Raw genomic sequence first — 24,653 nt, 5'->3', positions numbered from 1 at the left:
GGGCTCCCCTCGCCACGCGGCGATAAAAGGTAAAAAATGCATGAAAAGAATTCAGGAAACGGCGTGGTGATCCTGGCGGGTGCTCTGCTCTTCGCCGTACAGGCAACGCCCGCGATAATCGGTGTCCAGCCCGGCTGCGATGCGCAGCAGCGTACTTTTGCCGCAGCCGCTGGCACCCAACAGGCTGACGATTTCGCCCTCGTCCAGGCGAATGTGGATATCGCGCAGAATTGTGCGTTCGGCAAAGCTTTTCTCAATGTACGCCAGCCGTAAAATTGCCCCCATGATTAACGACCTCCTTCATAGTTATCCCGCCAGGCCATCATGCGGTTTTCCAGTTTTTTCAGCAGGCTATCGGAAAGTTTGCCCATCATCGCAAGCGTAATTATCGCCACCAGCACCAGGTCCGGACGCGAATTTTCGCGACCATCGGTCAGCAGATAGCCGACACCCTGCGTCGCCGCCAGCAATTCTGCCGCCACCACGCAAAGCCAGGACATTGAAAGCCCACTGCGCAGCCCGGTAAACAGGTAAGGCCGTGCGGCGGGAAGGATAATACGGCGGATTAGCTGCGCCCCGCTCAGGCGATAGAGTGTGCCGAGCTCAATCAGTTTGCGGTCAACGTTGCGAATACCCGCCACCAGGTTGAGATATACCGGGAAAAATGCGCCAATGGCAATCAGCGTGATTTTGGCGCTTTCGTCGATGCCCATCCAGATAAGCAGCAACGGCACCCATGCGAGGCTTGGGACCGCGCGCAACGCCTGAAATGTTGGGTCAAGCCAGCTTTCGAGGCTGCGGCTCAATCCCACCAGCGATCCCACCAGAACGCCCAACGACGCACCGAGGGTAAAGCCTGCCAGTACACGCAGAGAACTGGCCAGAATATGCTGCCAGAGTTCTCCTTGCGCCAGCTCGACAAAGCTGTAGAAAAGCTCTTCCGGGGGCGGCATCACCCATGCCGGGATAATCCCCAGCCGCACGATTACCTCCACGGCCAGCGCCGCCAGAATCGGCAGCGCCCAACCGCGCAGGTTATAGCGCTTAATAGTAAATCGTCGTGGCGGTTTAACCTTCGTCCCCCGCAAGATATCGGACATAGGCTTATTCCCCCACTACCTGCCTGGCCTGCGTGCTATCCACCAGCGTGTTCAACGCTTTTTCAGGATCGGTGCCGGAACGCAAAATTTTGTCCTGCTGTAGCAGAGGAATCACCGGTTTGATAGCATTCAGATGTGCTTCGCCAGGGATCGGTTTGGTCAGGTCATAACGGCTGAGCTGCAGCTTGATAACCGGCTCCGGCAGTTTGGTTTCTGCGGCAATCACTTTCACTGCTTCGTCCGGATTGGCGATGATCCACTGGCGCGCTTTGTCGTAAGCGGCAATCACTTGTTTTACCGTGTCAGGATGTTCCGCAAGGAATTTCTCGTTGGTATTAAGGAATGCCGCAACGCCAAATGTGTCGTTGCTGTAGAGCACTTTATCTCCTGCCAGTTGCCCCGCCGCCATATGCGGGTCCAGCCCGGCCCAGGCGTCAACGCGCCCCTGCTCCAGAGCGGTACGACCATCAGGATGCTGAAGATGAACAATGTTCACATCGCTCGGTTTCAGTTGGTTGGCTTCCAGTGCGCGCAGCAGGAAGAAATAGGGATCGGTACCTTTGGTCGCCGCTATTTTCTTGCCTTTCAGTTCATCGATCGATTTCAGCGGTGAATCTTTTAGAATGAGCAGTAGGCTCGGAACGTACCAGAGATAGCTGTATACCGCTTTCACCGGCTGGCCGTTGGTGCGGCTGACAAACGCCGAAATACTGGAGGTGAGCGCAAACTGCGTTGAGCCGCTGTTCAGGAACTCCAGCGAGTTATTCGAGCCACGCGATAATACCCAGCGCACTTCCGTCCCCTGCGGTTTTAATTCATCTTCCAGCCAGTGATTTTTCTTCACAATCAGGCTTTCCGGGGCGTAGTAAGCATAATCAAGGCTTAATGTCGGTAACGCTTCTGACTGGCTGTAAAACGCGGCGAACGTTAGCACCAGCGCAGATGCGGTTCTGGCGAAAAAGGTTTTTTTAACGTGCATGGTGCGGCCCCAAATGTGCGATGTGATTATTGTTGTTTCTGTTTCGCCACTGTAGGGGAAAGCCTTAGAGCCACAAAATAACAATTACGCAGAAGGTTATTAACATTTTTGAAATATGGTGCGCGATTTGCGGGATACGCGTGACAAATCTGTTGACGTCCGCCCCCGGTTATAGCGCATAATACTGTATAAACATTCAGTATTTGGAGACAGTATGTTTGTAGAACTGGTTTACGATAAACGTAACGTTGCAGGTTTACCTGATGCGCGTGAAATCATCTTAGCGGAGCTGACTAAACGGGTACATCGCCTCTTCCCTGATGCCGATGTGCGCGTAAAACCGATGCAGGCCAATGGCCTGAACAGCGACGCCAGCAAAAGCGATCGTGAAAAACTTAACCGAATGCTGGAAGAGATGTTTGAAGAAGCCGATATGTGGATGGTGGCAGAATAAAGCCCCGGCATTCGACGGGCAGAGCCCTGCGGGCTCTGTCTGTGAAACCCAACGCGGAAACGGGAAAATTTGATCTCCGGCTTATGGTACTCGTATTCACACCACTCCGTCGGGCATTTAATTTGATCTATCAACATACCTTCTTCACTTTCTCCGTTAGCCATTAAACGCTATCTTCTGTTCATGCTGGTTTTTGCCATAATGCGTTCAAAGACACATTTGATATGATTCTTTTATTTATTATTGGTACTATTTAATTAATAATATTGGATTGATCAGACATTACAAATAAAGTCTTTTTTCCTCCGAATTACAACACCCTACAGCGTTTTCCAACTCCTGTTAATGCAAAACACAGAAAAAACCTATATTGACATTTATTAACTTTTTATAATATATTTTAACGGTTATTAGAATATCTTTTATTATTGAATAGACAGTAAAATAAAAAACAGATAATGTTGTTTCCTTATTATACCGAGTCATATTCTCTTCTAGCACACATTCAACGCTTGCAACATACATTCACGCAATTAGTTATTATAATGATGAAATGTTAAACAATGGATACGAAATATTTACGTGCTTTCGTTTGCCTCGCTGAAGAATTACATTTTCGACGAACTGCAGAGAAACTCAACATTAGCCAACCACTATTAAGCGCATTGATAAAGTCACTTGAAGAACAAGTAGGCACGCCGCTTTTTATCCGTACCACACGCAGCGTGCAGCTCACCACACAGGGCGCATTATTGCTGGGCAAGGCTCGCACTGCCTTAACGGCGTCAGAAAGCTTTCTTGAAGCAGCAAGCGATCTGGCGGAAGGGATCTCTGGGACATTAAATATATTTTATTCCAGTATTACCGCGCACAGCGATATTATGGGCCGATTAATTAGCCGGTTCCAGATAAGGTATCCGGAAATTAATATCAATATGATTGAGCACAGTGACTTCCACCAAAGTAAACGGCTGATTGAGGGCGAAATCGACGTTGGGTTTTTCACTAATCTGGATGTTCCGCATGATGTCGAAACGTCTTGCTTATGGTTGTCCTCCGATCCGTTAAAAGTGATTATGCCACGCAACCATCGTCTGGCTGATAAATCATCACTGAGTTTTACGCAACTGGCGGGAGAGCCCTTTATCGTTTATGCAACAGCAGATTATACCACCAGCGATGCCATCAAAACGTTATGCGGATTTACTCCAGATGTGCATCATCAAACATCGCACCCGCTATTGCTCCCCTCGTTGGTCAGTGCGGGTTTAGGAATTGCGATTGTACCGGATTCTTTTCGCTCAATTTTACCGGCGAATCGGGTGGTGATGAAAGATATTAACGTCCCGTCATTTAAGCTCGATATCATGATTAACTGGATGAAAAATAACACCTCTCAAGCGTTATCCACCTTTATCAATTTTATTCACGAAAATACCCATCAGACAGTGTAGCGCCAACGGGGCCCTTATCGATTAAGGGCCTTTGTGAGTACGGCTACAGATTTTTACGCCATATTGAATATATTGCTTACCGGTAATCGGTGGCAGCCTAAGATGGCACGACTCGCGCCCCATAAAGACGGTAATATCGGCCGGTAACGGCGGGTTTTCCAGCCATACCCCGCCTTCCCGCCCGACCATCTGATAACCCGCCATGCCTTTAATGGCAACCCGGCTGCCCATTGGCACAGCATTTCCCTGTTCATCATGCAGATAAACCACCGCCGAGACCGTCGCTTTCAGGCCAAAATCGGCCAGCACCGCCTGCGTTTTGCCCGGCAGCGCGTTCATATCGACATTGGTAGCAGGCACAGATGGCGGCAGGCCTAAGGGATCGATCGTGATTTTACTGTTGTTCCACACAGGAATATCCGTCAGCAAGAGATAGCCCTTATCATCGGTTTCCCCCACCAGACGATTTTCCAGATGCACCGGGACATGAGCAAACCCGTCGGTCGACACCAGCGCTAAGCCGGAATCAGTGCGACGTAGCAGAAAGAACTGCTTGCCGAGCAGTGCAATACTGCCTTCATTACTGGCGTACCAACTCTTGTCAGAACCATACTGATTGGTTCCAATATGCCATTCTCCCCTGGGGCTAACATTGCCGATATCAGCGTAACGTGTGCCGGAACTGCCGCTACTTTGCCCTACCTGCCAGCGCCAGCCATCGTTATTATTTTCCGTTTGGTGGCGATAGTTCCACTGGCGGTTTTGCGCCTGAGCCTGCACGTTCACCAGATCCTCGCGGCCGAAGGGAACGGTCAGCGTGAAGGTCAACTGCTGAGCATGATCCCTTAGCTCCCGGGTATAGCTGAGGCTGGTGAAATAGCCTCGCCCCAGACTTTTCGACCAGGAGAGATTAAGATAACGGCTTTGTAGTGAATCGGCACTCTGACGGACCAGGCCCGCGCCGAAAGTGCCCAGTTGCGGTACGTTGCCGCTAAGCCAAACAGCGTCGCTACGCCGCAGCGGAGTGGAACCGCTTAACGATGCGTTATCCGCAAAACGTGCGCTGTTGATGGTGCTCGTTGCTGCAAAAGAGACACCGTAGCCGCTCCACTGGTAGCCTCCGCCATATTTTGTCCCTGCGCCGTCCGGGCCCTGGCTGGCGACAGCAAAACCATTTATCACCCCCAGCCCCATTATCGGCATCCAGTATGCGCCGAGCCCACCGTTGTACATAGCCTGCTGCTGTTCGGCGTGGGCCTCCAGCGTAAGCTGCTGCGTGGCGCCGTAACGCCAGCCTGCGTCAGTCAGCAACGGTGATTCATAATCGGCAGAGCGCGTACCGTAGTGCTTGCGCATCCAGCCCATATCCAGCGAACCGCTACTGAGCCCCTGCGCCAGCATGCGCGGCGTGCCGTAGAGATCGAGGGAAACGGTTTTGCGATTGCCGTTAATATCGGTTACCACCACCTGCGCCTGCCCCATTCCGGTAAATGTCGGCGTCGTTTCCAGGATGTATTGCCCCGGCGTGACGTGGCCGGAACTCTGCTTCAGGCCATCAACGTAGAGATCCACCGTCGAAGGCAGCGCCACGGTGTCGCTGAACGTCTGGCGCGGCAGGGTGTTGAGCTGCGGGTCAAGGCCGAAATTTCGCGCCAGATGAACACCGCCAAAGCGCACCTGACGGCTCCAGCCAACGCCCGTTGTGATGTTATCGCCCACGCTCAATGACGCCAGATGTGTCGGACTGTCGAACTGCCAGGTGCTCATTAAGCGTGTATTGCGGCGGGTCGATGCCGTCGCGGTTTGCCGATGCAGCGCATTAAAACTGCTGGTCAGCGTACCGGGTAGCCAGCCTGAAGCGCTGAAACGGGTTTGTGCGCTGGTCTGTTTAACCTCCTGACTTGTGGCGTAATTGAGGGTATACGCCATCATCAGGGAGCTGAGTGGCTGAGCCTGCGCATAGGTCAGCGGGTCTTGCGCCTGCGGGTGAAGCCTTTGCTTACCTCCCAGGGCTTCCTGCGCCGCATGGATATTGAGCCGTTGGTTCATGGCGTCATAGGCCACCTCAACGCCCTTCAGCGAAGCCAGCGCTATCCAAGCCGATGGCGAGTCAGCAGGCTTGAGTCCTATTTTTTTGGCATCCTGTGACGAAATCCAATATGCGCCATCGCGGATATCCACTTCAACCAGGCGCGAATACACCGCCTGATTGAGGGAGATCTCCAGCCATTCGCGCTGCTCGTCAGCCTCTGCGCAAAGAGGCAGAAGAAGACATACCAGTGGCAGAAACCGATATGCCTGAGGAGAGTACGCAGTCATCGTTATGGCTGTTCAGATGCAGATTCAAAGTGGCAGGCGGCGTGTTACCGCGATATTTAACCGGAATGTCGACCCGGCTTCCGGCCAGCACGTAGCCGGCAAGCCCGCGGATATCGGCAATTTGCGTTCCTGAGGCGGAGAGAATCGCGATGTCACTCAATCGCGCGTACTGCTGCCCTGGGTTGGCGAAACTCAGCACGCGACGGCGGGCATCCCAGGCGCAGGTCAGCGGCTCGCGGTTCGTGCCTTCTTCCCCCGCGATAAAAACCGGGATCGAGTAGCGCAGCAGGAAGTGGACCGCATTCTCTTCGGCATGCGAAGCCTGCAGGTCAGGCAGTTCATCAATCAGTAAGCGGTAGCTGTGCTGGCGGTTGTCCGTATGCGGATTCAAAATCACCACTCGCACCAGTTGGCGATTTCCAGGAGCAATCCGCGTCATTGCGGGGCTGCTGGCGACGTCTGTCGTGGGTGTGAGCGTATCTTTGCCGTTGACCTGCGTCCACGACGCGACGCGAACTTGTGCCTGAATCGGCTCTCGCCCGGTATTAGAAAGATAAAGCGCGGCGGCCTGTTCGCCCGGTTTCAGGGTGAGAAGCACCGGGGCGACCTGTAACGTAGCAGCGCTGGCGCTGACACTCAGCCCGGCCAGCAACCATAACGTGAAACAATACGGGAGGTGACGTAGCATCGTTAGTAAGTCACTTGCAACGTGACATCGTCTTCGTACGTTCCTGCGGGTACCTGCGCCAGCGCGCCGCTGGCAATCTTGCCGTACAGGGTTATTTCTTGTTCGTTGCCCGTGCCGGTCATATTTTCAATTGGCGTGGTAGAGGTTACCTGCTGCGTTTTAGCGTCATCCGCGTACAGGTTATATGCCACGCTGCTGCTTCCGGACACCAGGGTAAAGTTATCCGACCCACCATTGGCGCTGGTTGCATTCAGTTTATATTCCGTTCCGCTGGTACAGGTGACCGTCACGGTGGAATCGGCCGTGAGTTCGGCTGTTTCTGATGAGGCATGTTCACCAAAATTCATATCTTCTGCAGAGACTGCGCAGGATTTGAGGACTTCCAGCGTAACGTGCATATTTGCCGATGTACTGCCGTCTTGCGCATGTGCGCTCAACGCCACTGGCATCACTAAGGCAAAAATAAAAGAGATTCGCTTCGCATTCATAATACAGCACCGTATTGGGTTATCACCAGGAGTGATAGTTTGATTTGTTATGCATTCTATTTTGCCGTTTCAAGGCGTGACTAAATAAATTTCATGCTATATTTTGATTAATCTTAAAGTGAGTCAGCAAGCAGAAAAAGAAAATGCACACAAATTGGGTTGCATGTTATAAAAAGGTGCCAGGTAAAAACACACACCTTTAACACCCCCGTAAAAAAACGCCTGTTTCCCGTTGAAAAAATCGGCATGTGATGAATAATCCAATATTATTCAGATATGCAGATTAATATTATTAAGGAATTATTAAACGCGGATTATTTGATGCTTTTTATGAGTCACCCCATTAATACGTCAGCGTTATCACCACATCATCACTAAATATGCCATCCCCGTTCACCGCTTGCCCGGAGGGCACTTCACCGTATACAACAAAGGATTGCGCCGATCCGCTGGCACTGGAGACATCCACGCGATTGACGTTGGCGATATTGCCCCACGGCATTGATGCAGCGCTGTCCTGCCAAAGCGTGTACGTCAGGCAACGGTTATTACCGTTACACATCTGCCTGCTATCGCCATTGGCATGACTGCCGTTATCAATACCCAGGGAAAATGCCGTTCCCAACGGGCATCGTACCTGGACCTGCGCGCTGGTTTTAAGGGGTTGCTGGCGCAGCGTCGAAGCCTCCAGCAGGCCAAAATCCAGATTCGAGACGCTTTGAATCGCGCAACTGTCAGAAACAGACGCAGAACTTTGCGTATTACCGCCGTTGGTGGCGCTATTTTGCGCCTGCCCGGACTGACAGGATGCCAGCGCATCCGCACTGGTCTCGGTGTTCCAGCGAATACGCATCGTCATGCTGTAGTTATAATAGGCATAAGCGGGAATATCATTCTGCCCGGCCGGAACAATTCCCCTGAGATTAAAGGTTCCCCCCACCGTTGTATTATTGGTGTTCAGCATGATGGTTTGCTGCATCAAATTATCATTTTGCTGCAATTCCTGCGCAGGATCGCTCAGGTTATAGACGCGAAAAAGCAGCGTATACACATTACCCTGGCCGTCGCCGTTTGAGTGCATTTTAAAGGGCGGCGCATCTTCACTGCTGAGACAAATATTCGCATAGTGATTAACCCCTGGCGTGTAATCCTGAAGGTGGCATGTGTATTTGGCGCTGGCGATTGTCGTGGCGGTCGAACCAATTGCCAGCGAGCCAAAGGAAAAACTATTTCCGCCGGAAAACTCACAGCTTATTGCACCACTGGCGGCATGAACTGTCGCAGGCGTGGTCATTATCGGTAATAATAACCCGGTGAAAATTAAAAATATAATAATGCGCATGGGAATACTTTTCGCTGCCACGATAATCATCGCTATCGGGCGAGGAAAATAAAAGTAAGTAATAAGGTAGGTGGGTTTTACACGCGTCAGCCAGAGACGTCAAATTTCTGCTGAAAAAGATGACCCTGAGTCATTCTATTTTTTTGAACAAGAACAGCAAAACATTCCGATTTTCATGATCGCCGTCACACTTTATCCTTAGGGTTATCAAAACAACAACGACCTTACCCTCTGGTTGTATGAAGGAGTCTTATCATGAAATCTATCAAATCATTTGCCCTTATCGCGACGCTGTCACTGGCTTCTGTGTTATCCACCAATGCGCTGGCTGCCGACAATACCCGCGTGGAAGCGGGCTCAAACATCGATACCTCAGTTGGACAGAATCATATCGATGTCAGCCACGCTTTTGATGCAGAAAATTTGACTGCCGGAAACCTGCAGTAATCAGACCTCGCTCAGGTAACGGTTACTCGATCTCCTCAAGAATCACGGCCACACGCTGCCCGGCGCGCACTGACGAGCCGGGTTGTACGCTCATATGCTGGACCACGCCATCACATGGCGCCAGCAGTGGGATCTCCATTTTCATCGATTCCAGAACCACCAGCACGTCACCGGCACGAACGCGGCTTCCTGCGGCGGCTTGCACCTGCCAGAGGTTCCCGGAGATGGGGCTCTCCACACCCTGCTCCCCCATCCCGAGTGGCATATCATCGTCGTCTTGCGTCACGCTCTCCTGGCTATCGAAATGCGCCTGTCCGCTGGCGATCCAGCGGTCACGCTCCTCGTTAAACGCCCGCTGCTGATGCTCTCGGAAAGCGTCAATCTCCTGCGCTTCCCGCTCAAGAAACTGCTGATACTCTGCAAGCCGCAGCGTGCTGTGCTCGATGCGTAACGGATAGCGCCCGAGGGGGAAATCACGACGAATTTGCAGCAATTCCTCCCCCGAAACGGGATAAAAACGAATCTGGTCAAAAAAGCGCAGCAGCCACGGTTTGCCGTCGAAATCGGCTACGTGATGATAGCGATTCCACATCTGAAGGGTTCGTCCGACAAACTGGTAACCGCCCGGCCCTTCCATGCCGTACACGCAGAGGTACGCGCCGCCGATGCCTACCGAGTTCTCCGCAGTCCACGTCCGCGCCGGGTTGTATTTGGTGGTCACCAGACGGTGGCGAGGATCCAGCGGCGTCGCTACCGGCGCGCCCAAATACACATCACCTAATCCCATCACCAGATAACTGGCGTCAAACACCGTATTCCAGACTGCCTGCTCATCGGGCAGATCGTTTATCCGACGGATGAATTCGAGGTTGCTCGGGCACCAGGGTGCATCAGGACGCACCGTGGTCATGTATTTATCAATCGCCTTACGGCAGGCCGGATCATCCCAGGAGAGCGGAAGATGCACCACTCGCGTGGGCACCTGTAAATCATCACTGCCGCAGACGGAATGCCATTCGCCTTGCACCCACGCCAGCAGGTCATCAAGCGGCAAGGCTTCCGGATTAAAATGCACCTGTAACGTTCGAATGCCCGGCGTCAGGTCAATCACGCCAGGCCGTGATGCGCGCTCCAGCGCCTGCATCAGGGCGTGAATGCGAAAACGCAGCACCAGATCCAGCTCGGGTTCTCCGGCTTCCAGCAGCAAATGCGTGTCGCCTGATACACGTGCAATCAACCGCTTGTCACCCTCGCCGCCGTTCATCACGATCGGCGAGTTTAACGCGGCAGGTTGCCATTCCTTCGCAATGGCTTGCAGAGTGTCTATCTCTGCATCCTGCGACTGCGCAAGCTGACGCGCCGTTGCCAGACTCACAGCAACAAAGCGTATTTTATCTCCCGCCTTTAGCTGACCAAGCTGCCAGAGATCGGCTTCGATAACGGTGACCGGGCAAACAAATCCGCCCAGGCTCGGGCCATCCGGCCCAAGAATGACGGGCATATCGCCGGTAAAATCAACCGCCCCCACCGCATAAGGATTATCGTGAATATTCGACGGATGCAGCCCCGCTTCTCCGCCACTTTCACGTGCCCAAAGAGGCTTCGGGCCAATCAATCGCACACCTGTACGGCTGGAGTTAAAATGCACTTCCCAGTCAGTGGCGAAAAACGTGTCGATATAGCTTTCAGCAAAGAATTCCGGCGCACCGTGTGGGCCGTAGATCACGCGCAACGTGCGCACATCCGGCAAGTGCGTTTCCAGCGATGCGGGCAGCGTCGCCGGCTGCGCGTCATGGCAATCGCCCAGATGCAGCACATCGCCCGCGCGCAACGCGCGTCCGGCATGCCCGCCGAACTGGCCGAGGGTAAAGGTACTTTTGCTGCCGAGATACATTGGTACCTGGATGCCGCCACGCAGACACAGGTAGCTTCGCACGCCAGTTCCGCTGATTTCTCCGATTTTCAGCGTCGCCCCTGCGGGGATGGTGAACGTTCGGTTCATCTCCTGTGCCACACCATCAAGCGTGACGGGAATGGATGCACCGCCGACAACCGCGACAGTCGCCGTATTAAATTTCAGGGTGGGGCCGCTGAGGGTTATCTCCAGCGCGGCTTCCCCTTCCGGGTTACCGACCAGGCGATTGCCCAGACGCAGCGCCCGGTTATCCATGGGGCCCGATGGCGGTACGCCGACGGCCCAGTATCCCAGCCGACCAGGGTAATCCTGCACGCTGGTTTGCGTTCCGGCGCTCACCACCTCAACGGTATTCGCCCGATACTGCAACGCGTCCAGGCAGCGAGTCCAGGGTTCGCCTTTGCTGAACGGTTCGAACGCCAGAATTTGCTGGAGATAAAGGCGATTAGTTTCTACCCCATATAAACGGGTTTCGGCAAGGGCATCGCTCAGTACCGTGATTGCCTCTGCCCGGTTGTCGCGCCAGCTAATCATCTTGGCCAGCATCGGGTCGAAGAACGGCGGTACCTCACATCCAGCTTCAATCCAGCGGTCAATACGCAGCGTCGCGCCATCGGCAGGTGGGAAGACCACCTCAGTCAGTAGACCTGGCGATGGCTGAAATTGACGCCCCGGATCTTCCGCATAAATACGTGCCTGAATAGCGTGGCCGCGCGGCGTTAATTGGCGATAAAGCGTCGATAAGGGCGGAAGTTCCCCGGCGGCCAGTTCAATCATCCAGCGTACCAGATCCACACCCCATACCTGTTCAGTGACCCCGTGCTCCACCTGCAAACGGGTATTTACTTCGAGGAAATAGAACTGCGCGGTCAGGCTGTCATACACAAACTCCACCGTGCCTGCGCTGCGGTAGTTCACCGCTTTTCCAAGCGCGATCGCAGCCTCACACAACGCTTCACTCATGCCATCAGGCAGATTCGGCGCTGGCGTTTCTTCAATCACTTTTTGGTTACGACGTTGAACGGAACAATCGCGCACACCGAGTGCGATGACATCACCTTTTCCGTCACCAAAAATCTGCACCTCCAGATGGCGGGCGCGTTCGATATACTTCTCCAGAAAGACGCCAGCATCGCTAAAGTTGTTCTGCCCCAAACGCACAACTGCGTCGAACGACTCACTGAGTTCTCGCGCATCACGGCACACACGCATCCCGATTCCACCGCCGCCCGCCGTACTTTTCAGCATCACCGGATATCCTATCAATGCGGCCTGCTGGCAGGCTTCCTGCGCATCCGCCAGCAGTTCCGTTCCTTCCAGCATCGGCACGCCCTGCGCTTTCGCCAGCGCGCGTGCTGTATGCTTCAGACCAAAAGTACGTAACTGCGCAGGCGTAGGGCCAATAAACGCCAACCCGGCGGCCTCGCAGGCTTCAGCAAACGTCGCGTTCTCCGACAGAAAACCGTAGCCTGGGTGAATCGCGCCGGCCCCGCTGTTTTTGGCGGCGGCGATAATGTTGTCAATAACCAGGTACGTTTGTGCCGCCGGGCCTTCGCCAAGGCTTATCGCCTCATCGGCTTCCCGGATATGCAGGCTGCTGAGGTCAGCATCAGAATAGACCGCCACGCCCTTAATGTGCATGGTGCGCAACGTTCGTAAAATTCGACAGGCGATAGCGCCGCGATTGGCAATGAGGAGTGATGTAAACATGGTGATGACTCATTTCAGGCGGGTCGTCCCGCGATAAAGTCATTCCCCTGAGGTCGTCCTCAGGGTGCACGCGCTTACGCTTTCGGCGTCGGCGTGTGATTCAGGCGATCGGCCCGGGTGGCAAACAGGTGAAAAATCACCTTGCGCCAGCGTTGCCAACGGGTCAATTCCATACCAATACCTCAGCAGGCGTTGGGTTCCAGCCATTACATGGGTTGTTAAGCTGAGGGCAATTGGAAATAAGCACCATTGCGTTGCATTCAGCAACAAGCTCCACATACTTCCCGGCCGCCGAGATACCGTCTTCAAAGGTCAGCCCCCCTTCAGGGGTCACCGGTACGTTCATAAAGAAGTTGATGTTGGCGCTGATGTCGCGCTTATGCAGGCGGCCATCGTGCAGGCAGGCGCACAGAAAGTTATCGCGACAACTGTGCATATAGCGTTTGTCCAGCGAATAGCGCACGGTATTACTCTCCTGAGCGCAAGCGCCGCCAAGGGTGTCATGACGCCCGCAGGTATCCGCCACTATCGTTAACAACGGGTTACCGAGGTTAGAGTAAAGCACGCTGCCGGTGGTCAAATAGGCATTCCCCTGGCGGCGCAATGTCCGCTGCACGTCATAGCGCTCACGCGGGTTATCCGCGTTGTAGAACAGTGTGTCGATAGCCTGATTACCTTCGAGATCGAGCAAACGTAAGGTCTGCCCTTTTTTCACTTCAAACAAATAGGGCTCGCCCGCCGGGATCACGTGGCGGAACACCGCGTCTTGCGGATGGCGTGGGCTGGTCGTCATTGTCATCACGGGCTCCTTAACAGGTGAAAAGTTGCGTATTCAAAAACGCGCGCTGATTTTCATCGCGCGTGAACAGCGCGGCTGTTGCAGCCTGCTCATCGTCGGCCTGATACCAGCTCAGTTGAACCGGGCGCGGGGCATAATCGGTGGCAGGATTTTGCGGATGCGGCAGTGCCGTCAATACGATCAACACGTCCATCGGGGCGAAAAGTTCGACATACTGACCTGCCTTCGAATGCCCGCGCACAAAACGAAAGTCACCATTTTCATCCACTGTCACTTTGCTGAAGAAATTCACCACCATCAGCAAATCTTCCAGACCGAGGTCCCATTTTCCCAGCTCCACCAGCAGGTTATCGACGCCGTTGCGATAAAAGGCGTTGCGCAGTTCCTGATAGCGCCCTGCACCATATTTTTCTGCCGTTTCACCGGCATTTAAGACGCCACCAAAAGGGTCATGCCAGCCGCAGGTATCCGCCACAATACCCGTCAGCACGCGCCCCATATCAGAATAGAAACAGTGTCCGGTAGTAAGACGCGCAGTGTGCTGCCCTTTCAGGGTATCGGGCAGATTGAGCCGCTCACTTTTCTCATGTGGGTTGAGCATCATCATGCTGACGTTGGCCTCGCCGTCGATATCGGTCAGGCGCAGGATCTGCCCGCGCCGCAGAATAAACGACGCTTGTCCGCCGCCCGGCACCTGCTCTTCACGCAGGCTCGATGTAGTGTGAAGTAATGGCTTCATCCGATTCTCTCCTTATGGAAAATACGTTGTTTTCTGCCCCCGCCCCCTGACGCTGCGAAAGCCGCGATTCATTGAGCGGAATGTCGTAGGTCACTCGCGCACCGTAGGCGTTGGGGGCCTGCGGATCGATGCGTACCTTGTCAAACACCAGTAAACGGGTGCCGAGGTTGAAACCTTCCGTCAGGTCATGGGTAACCATAAACACGGTCATCCCGGTCTCACGCCATAGCGCCAGCAGCAAGGCATGCATATCTTTGCGGATACCGGGGTCCAGTGCGCCGAAGGGTTCATCCAGCAGCAGGACGCGCGGTTGCATGATGAACGCCTGGGCGATGGCGAGACGCTGCTGCATCCCGCCCGACAGTTGCGCCGGGTATTTATCCAGCGCATGGCTCAAACCGACTTTTTCCAGCATCTGCGCGGCCTGTTCACGGGCTGCGCGTTTGCGTGCGCCAAACAGTCGCCCCAGCACCGGCGATACAGGGAGTTCCAGCCCAACGGCAACGTTATCCAGCACGTTAAGATGCGGAAAAACGGAATAGCGCTGGAATACCACGCCCCGACTGCTGCCGGGTTCACCGGGCAGCGGTTTGCCATCGAGCAAAATCTCGCCACGGCTGGGTCGCTCCTGGCCCAACAGCAGGCGTAGAAAAGTCGATTTTCCGCAGCCGGACGCGCCAACCATCGAACAAAACTCGCCCTCTTTTACCGTCAGATTGATGCGTTCCAGCACGACGTGGTCGCCATATTCTTGCCAGATATTGTTCACCGCGATGAAACTCATGCCCGTCCCCCTTCTGCCCACGGGAAGCAGCGTTTGTGTAACTGGCGTAGTGCCAGATCCATCAGCCACGCCAGCAGGGTTATCCAGATGACGTAGGGAATAATGACGTCCATCGCCATATAGCGACGAACAAGGAAGATGCGATAGCCCAGACCCGCGGTCGCGGAAATGGCTTCCGCCGAGATCAGAAACAGCCATGCCGAGCCAAGCATTAAGCGCAGTGAGGTGATTAACCGGGAAAGCAACTGTGGCAATACCACCCGCAGCACCACTGTCCAGCTATTGGCACCGAGCGTCTGCGCCTTAATGAACAACTCCGCCGGGATCTCTTTTGCTCGCTGTTCGAGATCGCGTGCCAGCATCGGCGTGATGCCAATGACGATAAGCATGACTTTTGAAAGCTCATCCAGGCCAAAGACGATGAACAGAATCGGCAGGATAGCCAGCGGCGGCACCATAGAAAGCACGGTCATCAGCGGCGACAGCGCCGCGCTGTACATCGGGAAAACGCCTGCGATAATGCCGATACTGAGCCCAATGAGCGACGCTATGGCCAACCCAAGCAGCAAACGCGTCAGGCTAATGAGCGTATCGGCCCACAGTAAATACTCGCCGCTGCGGCGATCCGGCGTGAAGGCCATCCGATCGATGGCCGACAGCATTTGCGATAAGCCAGGCAACAGTTTGTCGTGCGGGTTGGCCTCCAGACGCAGGGTCGAGCCCACAAACCAGGCGGCAATAAGCAGCACGAAAGGCAGCAGCATTAACATGATTCGCATGCCATGCTGGGGGTGGCGGTTAATCTGGCGCATGGTGAAGGCTCCCATCGTCAATTATCACAGCTGGCCTGCAACGGCCATCTTCAGATAGCGGTCATCAAAACGCAGTTTGGTGTTAGCGGTATCCCCCAGGGTGGTGTTACCCGGAAACGCCATACCGATGAAATCTGCACTCGCTGCGCCTTCGCCCAATAAACCTTTATCAAAAGAGAACTGCGCCACGCGCTGCATGGTTTTTGCAAGCTCAGGCGCGGTGATGAAAGCCAGCGCGTCGGCGGGTGTCCAGAACAGATGAGTTGTTTTGAGTTGTGCCTGATAACCGGCGAGATCGGTTCCAGAATCGGCGGCCATTGCGCTCAGAACCTGCGTATCGCCCGCCTGCATTTTTGCCATCATTTCAAACCATGCGCCGGTCAATGCTTTACCCAGCGCCGGATTGTCATGCAGGGTTTCACTGTTCACCACCAGCATGTCAATCAGTTCACCCGGTACCTGCGAAGAGCTAAACACTTCCGTGGTTTGCGGCGTCTGCTTAATCACAGAAAGCTGTGGATTCCACGCCACGGCGGCGCGCACGTTATCGGTAGAAAATGCCGAGACGATATCCGCATCCGAAGTGTTGACCACTTTCACATCTCGTTCCGCCAGGCCCGCTTTTTCCAACCCGCGCACCAACAGATAATGGGAAACAGACAGCTCAGGCAGATACACCGACAAGCCTTTCAGGTCGCTCAGCTTTTTATACGCACCTTTCAGCACCACACCGTCATTGCCGTCAGAGTAGCTCCCGGTAATCAGCGCCGTGGTGTCAACGCCGCCCGCCGCGGGGATAGTCAACGCATCCATGTTGGTCATGGTGCAGCCATCAAACTGACCTGCGGTGTACTGATTTATGGATTCGATATAATCGTTAAGCTGGACGATGTTGATTTTAATGCCATATTTGCTGGCCCATTTATCAATGATTTTTTCGTTACTGATGGTGCCCCAGGGCATCCAGCCTGCGTAGATAGTCCAGCAGATGTTGAACTCTTTTTTGACGGCGGCAAATGAGGGTGCGCAGGCGAACAGCGCAAGCGTTAGAGCAAGTGAGCGAACAAACGGCAATCTCTTCATCATGGACCTCGGTTTGGCACAAAAAGTGGGGGCAGCGCGACACCCTATGGTGCTGCTGTCTCCCGGGCTTTTGTCCCGCCGTGTAACCTCGTCGAGGTCGCCAGCTCTCGGACCTGACGCTCACCTTCGTGAACCGGAACCCTAGCCAGCCATTGATGCCAGATTGTCTTACGCTGCCTTCTGCCTTGAATGTTGCAATCTACATGCCAGAAAGAAAGAAGCTTTTAAATCAGTAAGATGGGATAAACAGACGGCAAGTAACACCTGTTTGGGGAACCAAAGCGGTGCATTGCATCGATTTGGGGCGTCATGAAAAACCCCGCGCGGGAAAGCGCGGGGAGTGGTTTACGCAGAGTAAGCCGGGTAGTCGATATAGCCGTGCTCGGCGCCACCGTAAAGCGTCAGACGCGCGTCGGCGTCAAACCCTTCCAGCGGCCAGCCGTGGCGGAATAGGGTTGCCAGGTCCGGGTTAGTGACATATGGCGTGCCAAAGGCAAACAGGTCGGCATAGCCTTTATCCAGCATCTGTTGGGCACTTTCTGGCGTCAGTTTCCCGGCAACCATGACCGGCAAATCACACACTTTACGCACCTGTTGACGGAACGTTTCCGGTACCTCAACATGGCGTGAGATATTTTCCGAGAAGTGCACATAGGCAAGCTTCATTGGCGCCATTTTTTCCAGCGCTTTCAGCACCACTTCAACAATTTCCGGGTCGCTTTCTGCAAACCCTTCCATGACGTGCGGCGACACGCGCACCGCGACGCGATGTCCGCCAATCTCATCACTCACCGCCTGTAAGGTTTCCAGCAGGAAACGCATCCGGTTTTCCTGGCTACCGCCATACTGGTCTGTGCGCTGATTGCTGGAAGTGCGCAGGAAAGTATCAAATAAATACCCGTGTGCCGCGTGGATCTCTACACCATCAAAGCCTGCTTCCAGCGCATTACGCGCCGCCTGCACAAAGTCAGCAATAGTGTTATCGATATCCTTTTGCGTCATGGCGCGCGGGGTTTGCGTTTCAATCATGCCAAAGCCACCTTCCGGTAGCGGGCCAAATACCTGGTCCGGATCTTTCAGTGCGGAAGCCGAGACGGGCTGCTCGCCCGCAATGCTGGCGTGGCTACGACGCCCAACGTGCCAGAGCTGAACAAACACTTTGCTGCCCGCCGCGTGGATAGCCTGAGTGACTTTTTTCCAGCCGTCGATATGCGCTTGCGTATAGATGCCCGGTGTCATGGAGTAACCGCGCGCCACGGCAGAAATTGGCGTTCCTTCGGTGATGATAAGCCCGGCATCGGCGCGCTGCTGATAGTAGGTCGCCATCATCGCATTCGGCACATCGCCCGGCTGAGAGGTGCGGGAACGGGTCATCGGCGCCATCGCGATGCGGTTCGCAAGTTGTGTGTCGCCAAAAGCAAAGGTATCAAATAATGAGTCAGACATTGAGGTTCTCCCGGTTAATGTCACTGGCGGCAGGATAACGCTGCTGTCGCATTGCATTAAGGGGCATAGCGGCAAATGATTTTTGCGATTTAAGCAAAGATCATTACTGCTAATAGTGGCAATTGTGCAGATTCACCACTACTCTCAATGATCATGCGTCTAATATTCGTCTAATCATTGATAACAAAAAGGATATCACTATGAGTGAAGTGAAAATTGTCGCCACCCTGACCCCGCGCAAAGAGTATGTCGATACCATCCGCACCGCCGCGCAGGCGATGGTCGGCCCAACGCAGCTGGAAGCGGGTTGCCTGCAATATGATTTGCACGAAAGCCGCGCCATTCCGGACGTGCGTAATCTGGCGGTGGAAGGCGCGGTGTCATTTGTGTTTATTGAGCGCTGGAAGTCTGAGGACGATTTGAAAAAACACGTCGCCATGCCGTATCACGATGACTTTCTGGAAATATTAGATGGCAAGCTGGATAACATTAGCGTTCAGCGGCTGAACAAGCTGTAGGCGTGTGCCATAACGCCTGATGGCGCTTCGCTTATCAGGCCTACCGGATCTTCAGCCTTGTAGGCCGGGCAAGCGCAGCGCCCCCGGCAGGAGACTGCGCAGTTGCCTGATGCGCTTCGCTTATCAGGCCTACGGGATCTGGAGGCCGGGCAAACGTCAGTCACAAACTGTAAATTAACCATCTGATTTGTTGATATTTCTTAATCAGTGACCGCGATCGCTGGCCCCTTTATGCGTTGTTATCCACAATAAAGATTATTTCAGCAAATGATTGATATGAAGGGATTTCAACTATGTATAAAACGATTTTGGTTCCCGTTGATGTCTTTGAGTCTGACCTCGCCGACAACGCCTTAACACACGCGCAATATCTGGCCGAGAAAGCTGGCGGTGATATTCACCTTCTGCACGTGCTGCCGGAATTTTCACCCATGCTTACCCGTGGTTTTATCGCCGACGCGAAGAAAATGCAGCAATACCTACAGTGTGCCAGCGAAGAGAAAATGGCCCAACTGGCAAGAAGTCTCTCATTCCCTCAGAACCGTATTCATCACCATATTCGTAGCGGGAAAGTGCGTGACGCCGTCGCGACGCTGGCAGATGAGCTGAAAGCGGATGTGGTGGTGATTGGTTCGCGCAATCCGGCAAAGCAGTCGCATCTGCTGGGGTCTGAAGCCTCGGGGATTTTACGCCATGCCCGTGTGCCGGTGTTTGTGATTCGCCTGTAAAGGGCCCCCTGCAGGGATGCAGGGGGAATAACCGTTAGTCGTGCAGCGCATCCTGCAAAATTTTCATTGCCGCATCGAACTGCGCGTCCGGGATGGTCAGCGGGTACAGGAAACGAATCACGTTGCCGTACGCGCCGCAGGTCAGCAATAACAATCCCTGCGCCAGCGCGCGCTGCTGAATTTTCTGCGCAATGGCGGCGGAAGGCTCGCCCGTTTGCGGGTCGTTAAACTCCGCCGCAATCATCGACCCCAGACCGCGTACCGCAGCAATAGCCGGAACGCTTTCTTTAGCATCTATCAGCGTTTGCGTCAGGCGCTGGCCCAGTTGATTCGCGCGTTCGCAAAGGAATTCTTTGTCAATAATGTTGAGCACCGCATGCGCGGCAGCGACCGCCAGCGGGTTCCCGGCGTAGGTGCCGCCAAGTCCGCCCGGCGCGGGTGCGTCCATTATATTCGCGTTCCCAACCACACCTGAAAGCGGCATCCCGCCCGCGAGGCTTTTCGCCATCGTCATTAAGTCCGGCTTATCGGCGTAGTGATCCATGGCAAACAGTTTACCGGTACGCGCAAAGCCGCTTTGCACTTCATCGGCAATCATCACAATACCGTGCTCGTCGCACAGGCGGCGAATGGCGGCAACCAGCTCTTTTGGCGCAACGTTGAAACCGCCTTCGCCCTGCACCGGTTCGAAAATAATCGCCGCCACCTGCTTCGCTTCAATGTCCGATTTAAACAAGCGTTCGATGGCATCGAGGGAGTCCTGCGTTGAAACGCCATGTAAATCTGACGGATAAGGTACGTGATACACCGAACCGGGGAACGGGCCGAAGCCGATTTTGTACGGCGCGACCTTTCCGGTCAGCGCCATGGTCATATATGTACGACCGTGGAAGCCGCCGCTAAACGCAATCACGCCAGGGCGTCCGGTATGGGCGCGGGCGATTTTCACCGCGTTCTCCACCGCTTCCGCACCGGTGGTGAAGAACGCAGTTTTAGCCTGCCCGCTCACCGGGGCAAGGGCGTTGATTTTCTCCGCCAGGGTGACGTAGCTTTCGTACGGCACAATCTGATACGCCGTGTGGGTAAACTGTTGCAATTGCTGCTCCACCGCCGCGGCCAGATCAGGGTGGCGATGCCCGGTATTCAGCACCGCAATGCCTGCGGCGAAATCGATATATTCGTTGCCCTCTACATCCTTCAGCGTGGCGTTTTCTGCCGACTGGGCGAAGAAGTTACACATCACGCCAACCCCGCGTGGGGTAGCAGAAAGACGACGCTGATGGAATTCATTGTTGCTCATGTTTCACACCTTTTGACTCTTCACTGTTAATCGGAAATTAAACGCCCAGACGATCGCGCAGGCTGTAATAAGCCGCGCCCATCGCGGTAAATGGCACGCGCAGCGTGCGCCCGCCGGGGAACGGGTAATGCGGCAGATTGGCGAAGGCGTCGAAGCGTTCGGCGTCACCGCGCAGCAGTTCAGCAATCAAACGCCCGGCAAGATGGGTACAGGTGACGCCGTGGCCGCTGTAACCCTGCATGTAATAGATGTTGGTATCAAGGCGACCGAACTGCGGCATACGCGACAAGGTCAGCAGGAAGTTGCCCGTCCAGCGGTAATCAATTTTCACGCCCTTCAACTGCGGGAAGGTTTTCAGCAGTTTCGGCACAACAAGGCGCTCAACGTCATCCGGGTCGCGCGCGCCGTAGACCACGCCGCCGCCGTACAGCAAGCGGTTATCGGCAGTCAGGCGGTAGTAATCAAGAAGATAGTTACAGTCTTCCACACAGTAGTTTTTCGGGATCAGCGAACGGGCTAAATCTTCCGACAGTGGTTCAGTGGTGATCACCTGCGTGCCGCACGGCATGCTGCGTTTCGCCAGATCCGGCTCTACTTTATCGCCCAGATACGCATTCCCGGCGACAATCACATACTTCGCCGTCACCTGACCATTGGCAGTCCGCACCACGGCTGGCGTGGTGTGCTGGATCTGCGTCACGGCGGAAAGCTCATACACGCGCCCGCCGTTCAGGCGGATGGCATCGGCTTCACCAATGGCGAGGTTTAGCGGATGAATATGTCCACCGCTGTGATCCAGCAGCGCACCCGTGTAGCGATCGCTGGCGACCTCGCGGCGAATAGCGTTGGCGTCCAGCAGCTCCAGCTGTTTATTGCCGTAGCGTTCCCAGTTCTCTTTCTGCTCTTCGAGTGTGGCGAGTTGTTTATCATTCATCGCCACAAACAGGCCGCCGGGGCGATAGTCGCAGTCAATCTGATAACGTTTGATACGTTCGCGGATGATCTCGCCACCCTCGAACATCATGCTGCCGAGCATACGGGCGGTATCCATGCCGTAGCTTTTTTCGATAACGTCGATGTCGCGGCTGTAGGAGTTCACAAGCTGCCCGCCGTTGCGTCCGCTTGCGCCGAAGCCGATGCGTGAGGCTTCAAGAACCACCACGTCAAAGCCCGCTTCCGCCAGATGCAGCGCGGAGGAAAGCCCGGTATAGCCGCCGCCGACCACGCAAACGTCGCAGGAAATCGACTCATTCAGCGTGTCGAATGGCGCGTATTTATTCGCACTGGCGGCGTAATAACTGCTGGTATGTTCGGTCATTTCAGGCCTCCAGGCTTATCCAGATGGTTTTCAGTTCGGTGAATTTTTCAAGGGCGTGCAGGGATTTGTCGCGACCGTTGCCGCTCTGCTTATAGCCGCCAAACGGCACGGTCATATCACCGTCGTTGTAGTTATTGACGAAGACGGAACCGGCTTTCAGGCGGCGACTCATGCGGTGCGCGCGGGAGAGGTCGCGTGTCCATACCGCCGCGCCAAGTCCGTACTGGCTGTCGTTGGCAAGCTGTAGCGCCTGTTCTTCTGATGTGAAACGCGTGACCACCAGCACCGGACCGAAAATCTCTTCGCGGCTTAAGGACGCATTCGGGTCTACATCTACAAAGATGGTCGGGCCGATGGCGGCAGCCAGCTCGGCGTTACGGCCATCCAGCAGCAGTTGCCCTTTGCTTTCGCCTTCCCGAATAAAGCTATGGACCGAGTCGGCGTGGGCGCAGTCGATTAAGGTGCCCATGGTGGTTGCGGGATCAAGTGGATGGCCCGGCTGCCAGTTTTGCGCCTGCTGTTTTAACAGGGCTAAGAACTCATCGGCAATGCTCTCTTCCAGCAACAAACGCGTTCCGGCGATGCACACCTGGCCCTGGTTATAGAAGATACCTGCAGCGGTGGCACTCGCGGCTTTTTGCAGATCCGGGCAGTCAGCGAAAACGATGTTGGCGCTTTTGCCGCCCGCTTCCAGCCAGACGCGTTTCATGTTGCTGTCGCCTGCATCTTTCAGCAGCTGTTTCCCGGTACGGGTCGAACCGGTAAAGGCGATGGCATCGATATCGTTATGACGCGACAGCGCCTGGCCCGCTTCATGACCAAAACCGGTCACCACGTTCAGCACGCCATCCGGCAGACCCGCTTCTTTCGCCAGCCCGGCGAGACGAATCGCGCTAAGCGGTGATTTTTCCGACGGCTTCAGGACGACACTGTTCCCTGACGCCAGCGCCGGGCCGAGTTTCCAGCAGGTCAGCAGCAGCGGGAAGTTCCACGGTACAATGGCAGCAATCACGCCCACCGGTTCACGCACGATCATCGCCAGGTCATTGCTACTGGTGGTCGCCACTTCGCCATACACTTTGTCGATGGCTTCGGCGTACCAGCGAATGGCGCGCGCCGCGCCGGGAATATCATCACGCAGGCTGTGACGAATTGGTTTGCCGGTGTCGAGCGTTTCCAGCAGCGCCAGCTCTTCGGCGTGGGCTTCCATTAAATCAGCGAGTTTGTTCAGCACCGCTTTACGTTTTGCCGGGGCAGCCTGCGACCAGTCGCCGCGTTCAAATACGCTACGCGCCGCACTCACCGCACGATCAATATCGGCGCTCTTACCGCGCGCAATATCCGCCAGCGGTGCCTGGGTGACCGGATCAACCGTTTCAAAGGTTTCATTTTCCGCCGCAGCGGAATATTCACCGTTAATAAATAAGCGGGTTTCAATGGCGAGACTTAACGCTTTATCCTGCCAGTAAGCCAGATGATGAAAATTCATTATGACTCCTGTTTCACGTCTATCAGATATATGCAATTTGTGAACGTCAGGGCGCAGAGATCCCCGGGCGATAAGCCCGTTTATTTCCAGTGACGTTCTTTATGACAGCCTTTATAGCAAGCCGGGTGGCGCTTCGCTTACCCGGCCTACAAAAACCAAAAGATTAAAACGTGGTGGGGGTATGGGCGCTGATAATTCGGCAAACACCTGCCGACGTATTACTGAAACTGTGCGGGATGCCGGTATTAATGGCATAACTTTGCCCCGCAACGAGGTGATAGTCCTGACCATTAATCGTCAGAACAATTTCACCTTCCAGTACTGTGCCTATTTCCTCACCCTGATGCTTAATTCTTTCCCCAGTGGTTGTGCCCGGCTGGTACGTTTCAAAGATCATCGCCAGTGTGCGATTCGGGTTACCGTTATGCACCAGCTTCATTGACACACCCTGACTGCCCATCTCAATTAAGTCGTCCTGATTAATGACGACCTGCGGTTCATCAGGTTTTTCCGGCTCGGAAAAGAATTCCGAGAGTGACAGACCATACACCTTCAGCAGCTTTTGCAGCGTACTGATAGCTGGGCTGACTTTATCTTGCTCTATCGTACTGATAGCACTGTGAGTCAGCCCGGAGAGTTCGGCGGCACGACGTTGTGAAAGTCCCTGCTGCTGGCGGATTTCCGACAAGCGTTTACCCGGTGCCAGTCCGTCATCACTCATAATTGCATTTCCTTAACTGT

General features: G+C 54.5%; 23 protein-coding genes and 1 riboswitch. Of the genes, 5 read left to right on the top strand and 18 right to left on the bottom strand.

Annotated elements, in window-relative coordinates; all coding sequences use genetic code 11:
- Positions 1-51: 51 nt before the first annotated feature.
- From NMC31_RS02740 to NMC31_RS02730, 3 genes are read right to left on the bottom strand one after another with little or no spacing between them, the layout of a single operon-like run.
- The gene (locus tag NMC31_RS02740; protein WP_253896882.1) at positions 52-285 is read right to left on the bottom strand and encodes an ATP-binding cassette domain-containing protein; all 234 of its coding nucleotides are present in this window, start codon (positions 283-285) and stop codon (positions 52-54) included.
- Positions 286-287: 2 nt separating this feature from the next.
- On the bottom strand, positions 288-1,100 hold the full coding sequence (locus tag NMC31_RS02735) for an ABC transporter permease (protein ID WP_253896881.1): 813 nt from the start codon (positions 1,098-1,100) through the stop codon (positions 288-290).
- 4 nt (positions 1,101-1,104) lie between these two features.
- On the bottom strand, positions 1,105-2,079 hold the full coding sequence (locus NMC31_RS02730) for an aliphatic sulfonate ABC transporter substrate-binding protein (RefSeq protein ID WP_253896880.1): 975 nt from the start codon (positions 2,077-2,079) through the stop codon (positions 1,105-1,107).
- Between the two features lie 214 nt (positions 2,080-2,293).
- Between NMC31_RS02730 and NMC31_RS02725 the strand changes: the two genes are divergently transcribed.
- Positions 2,294-2,533, top strand: coding sequence for a DinI family protein (locus NMC31_RS02725; RefSeq protein ID WP_015964953.1), 240 nt, complete (start codon positions 2,294-2,296; stop codon positions 2,531-2,533).
- Positions 2,534-3,096: 563 nt separating this feature from the next.
- Positions 3,097-3,987 (top strand): LysR family transcriptional regulator, encoded by an 891-nt coding sequence (locus NMC31_RS02720; protein WP_253896879.1) that lies wholly within the window; start codon positions 3,097-3,099, stop codon positions 3,985-3,987.
- Positions 3,988-4,008: 21 nt separating this feature from the next.
- Here NMC31_RS02720 and NMC31_RS02715 read toward each other — a convergent pair whose 3' ends face one another.
- The 4 genes from NMC31_RS02715 to NMC31_RS02700 all read right to left on the bottom strand — a co-directional run bounded on the left by NMC31_RS02715 (position 4,009) and on the right by NMC31_RS02700 (position 8,824).
- On the bottom strand, positions 4,009-6,306 hold the full coding sequence (locus NMC31_RS02715; protein WP_253896878.1) for a fimbria/pilus outer membrane usher protein: 2,298 nt from the start codon (positions 6,304-6,306) through the stop codon (positions 4,009-4,011).
- On the bottom strand, positions 6,230-6,994 hold the full coding sequence (locus NMC31_RS02710) for a fimbrial biogenesis chaperone (RefSeq protein WP_253896877.1): 765 nt from the start codon (positions 6,992-6,994) through the stop codon (positions 6,230-6,232). Before NMC31_RS02710 ends, NMC31_RS02715 begins: the two co-directional genes overlap by 77 nt.
- Positions 6,995-6,996: 2 nt before the next feature.
- Positions 6,997-7,482 carry a Csu type fimbrial protein gene (locus tag NMC31_RS02705; RefSeq protein ID WP_149461634.1) on the bottom strand — a complete coding sequence of 162 codons (486 nt, stop codon included), beginning with the start codon at positions 7,480-7,482 and terminating at the stop codon, positions 6,997-6,999.
- A 343-nt stretch (positions 7,483-7,825) separates the two neighbouring features.
- Positions 7,826-8,824, bottom strand: a complete 999-nt coding sequence (locus tag NMC31_RS02700; RefSeq protein WP_253896876.1) for a Csu type fimbrial protein — start codon at positions 8,822-8,824, stop codon at positions 7,826-7,828.
- 255 nt (positions 8,825-9,079) lie between these two features.
- Between NMC31_RS02700 and NMC31_RS02695 the strand changes: the two genes are divergently transcribed.
- Entirely contained in the window at positions 9,080-9,271 is a 192-nt protein-coding gene (locus tag NMC31_RS02695; protein WP_436649357.1) for a hypothetical protein, read from the top strand.
- 22 nt (positions 9,272-9,293) lie between these two features.
- Here the strand turns inward: NMC31_RS02695 and uca are convergent, their stop codons facing one another.
- From uca to NMC31_RS02660, 7 genes are all read right to left on the bottom strand, one after another.
- Positions 9,294-12,896: an urea carboxylase gene (gene uca, locus NMC31_RS02690; RefSeq protein ID WP_253896875.1), complete on the bottom strand. Its 3,603-nt coding sequence runs from the start codon at positions 12,894-12,896 to the stop codon at positions 9,294-9,296.
- Positions 12,897-13,059: 163 nt separating this feature from the next.
- Complete coding sequence (locus tag NMC31_RS02685) at positions 13,060-13,695, bottom strand: urea amidolyase associated protein UAAP2 (RefSeq protein ID WP_149461629.1); 636 nt, start codon at positions 13,693-13,695, stop codon at positions 13,060-13,062.
- Between the two features lie 10 nt (positions 13,696-13,705).
- On the bottom strand, positions 13,706-14,434 hold the full coding sequence (locus tag NMC31_RS02680) for an urea amidolyase associated protein UAAP1 (protein WP_253896874.1): 729 nt from the start codon (positions 14,432-14,434) through the stop codon (positions 13,706-13,708).
- On the bottom strand, positions 14,397-15,218 hold the full coding sequence (locus tag NMC31_RS02675) for an ABC transporter ATP-binding protein (protein ID WP_253896873.1): 822 nt from the start codon (positions 15,216-15,218) through the stop codon (positions 14,397-14,399). The genes NMC31_RS02680 and NMC31_RS02675 overlap by 38 nt, the downstream gene beginning before the upstream one ends.
- Positions 15,215-16,030: an ABC transporter permease gene (locus tag NMC31_RS02670; protein WP_253896872.1), complete on the bottom strand. Its 816-nt coding sequence runs from the start codon at positions 16,028-16,030 to the stop codon at positions 15,215-15,217. The genes NMC31_RS02675 and NMC31_RS02670 overlap by 4 nt, the downstream gene beginning before the upstream one ends.
- A gap of 24 nt (positions 16,031-16,054) precedes the next feature.
- The gene (locus NMC31_RS02665) at positions 16,055-17,113 is read right to left on the bottom strand and encodes a putative urea ABC transporter substrate-binding protein (protein ID WP_253897115.1); all 1,059 of its coding nucleotides are present in this window, start codon (positions 17,111-17,113) and stop codon (positions 16,055-16,057) included.
- Positions 17,114-17,170: 57 nt separating this feature from the next.
- A riboswitch (guanidine-I (ykkC/yxkD leader) is annotated at positions 17,171-17,269 on the bottom strand.
- A 189-nt stretch (positions 17,270-17,458) separates the two neighbouring features.
- Complete coding sequence (locus NMC31_RS02660) at positions 17,459-18,559, bottom strand: alkene reductase (RefSeq protein ID WP_253896871.1); 1,101 nt, start codon at positions 18,557-18,559, stop codon at positions 17,459-17,461.
- A gap of 200 nt (positions 18,560-18,759) precedes the next feature.
- Here NMC31_RS02660 and NMC31_RS02655 point away from each other — a divergent pair, with 200 nt between their 5' ends.
- Together NMC31_RS02655 and NMC31_RS02650 are read left to right on the top strand one after the other, a co-directional pair.
- Positions 18,760-19,077: a putative quinol monooxygenase gene (locus NMC31_RS02655; protein ID WP_015964967.1), complete on the top strand. Its 318-nt coding sequence runs from the start codon at positions 18,760-18,762 to the stop codon at positions 19,075-19,077.
- Positions 19,078-19,370: 293 nt separating this feature from the next.
- Positions 19,371-19,805 (top strand): universal stress protein, encoded by a 435-nt coding sequence (locus tag NMC31_RS02650; RefSeq protein WP_149461623.1) that lies wholly within the window; start codon positions 19,371-19,373, stop codon positions 19,803-19,805.
- A 34-nt stretch (positions 19,806-19,839) separates the two neighbouring features.
- Here the strand turns inward: NMC31_RS02650 and puuE are convergent, their stop codons facing one another.
- The 4 genes from puuE to puuR all read right to left on the bottom strand — a co-directional run bounded on the left by puuE (position 19,840) and on the right by puuR (position 24,633).
- Positions 19,840-21,105, bottom strand: coding sequence for a 4-aminobutyrate transaminase (gene puuE, locus NMC31_RS02645; protein ID WP_253896870.1), 1,266 nt, complete (start codon positions 21,103-21,105; stop codon positions 19,840-19,842).
- A gap of 37 nt (positions 21,106-21,142) precedes the next feature.
- Positions 21,143-22,423 (bottom strand): gamma-glutamylputrescine oxidase, encoded by a 1,281-nt coding sequence (gene puuB, locus NMC31_RS02640; RefSeq protein WP_253896869.1) that lies wholly within the window; start codon positions 22,421-22,423, stop codon positions 21,143-21,145.
- Position 22,424: 1 nt separating this feature from the next.
- Positions 22,425-23,912 (bottom strand): aldehyde dehydrogenase PuuC, encoded by a 1,488-nt coding sequence (gene puuC / locus NMC31_RS02635; protein ID WP_253896868.1) that lies wholly within the window; start codon positions 23,910-23,912, stop codon positions 22,425-22,427.
- A gap of 163 nt (positions 23,913-24,075) precedes the next feature.
- Entirely contained in the window at positions 24,076-24,633 is a 558-nt protein-coding gene (gene puuR / locus NMC31_RS02630) for an HTH-type transcriptional regulator PuuR (protein WP_253896867.1), read from the bottom strand.
- Positions 24,634-24,653 lie beyond the last annotated feature (20 nt).

This window comes from Pseudocitrobacter vendiensis (assembly GCF_943590815.1).
GTDB classification, from domain to species: Bacteria; Pseudomonadota; Gammaproteobacteria; order Enterobacterales; family Enterobacteriaceae; genus Pseudocitrobacter; species Pseudocitrobacter vendiensis.
The sequence above is the reverse complement of the archived record's forward strand: the minus strand, read 5'-3'. Positions and strand labels throughout refer to the sequence as shown.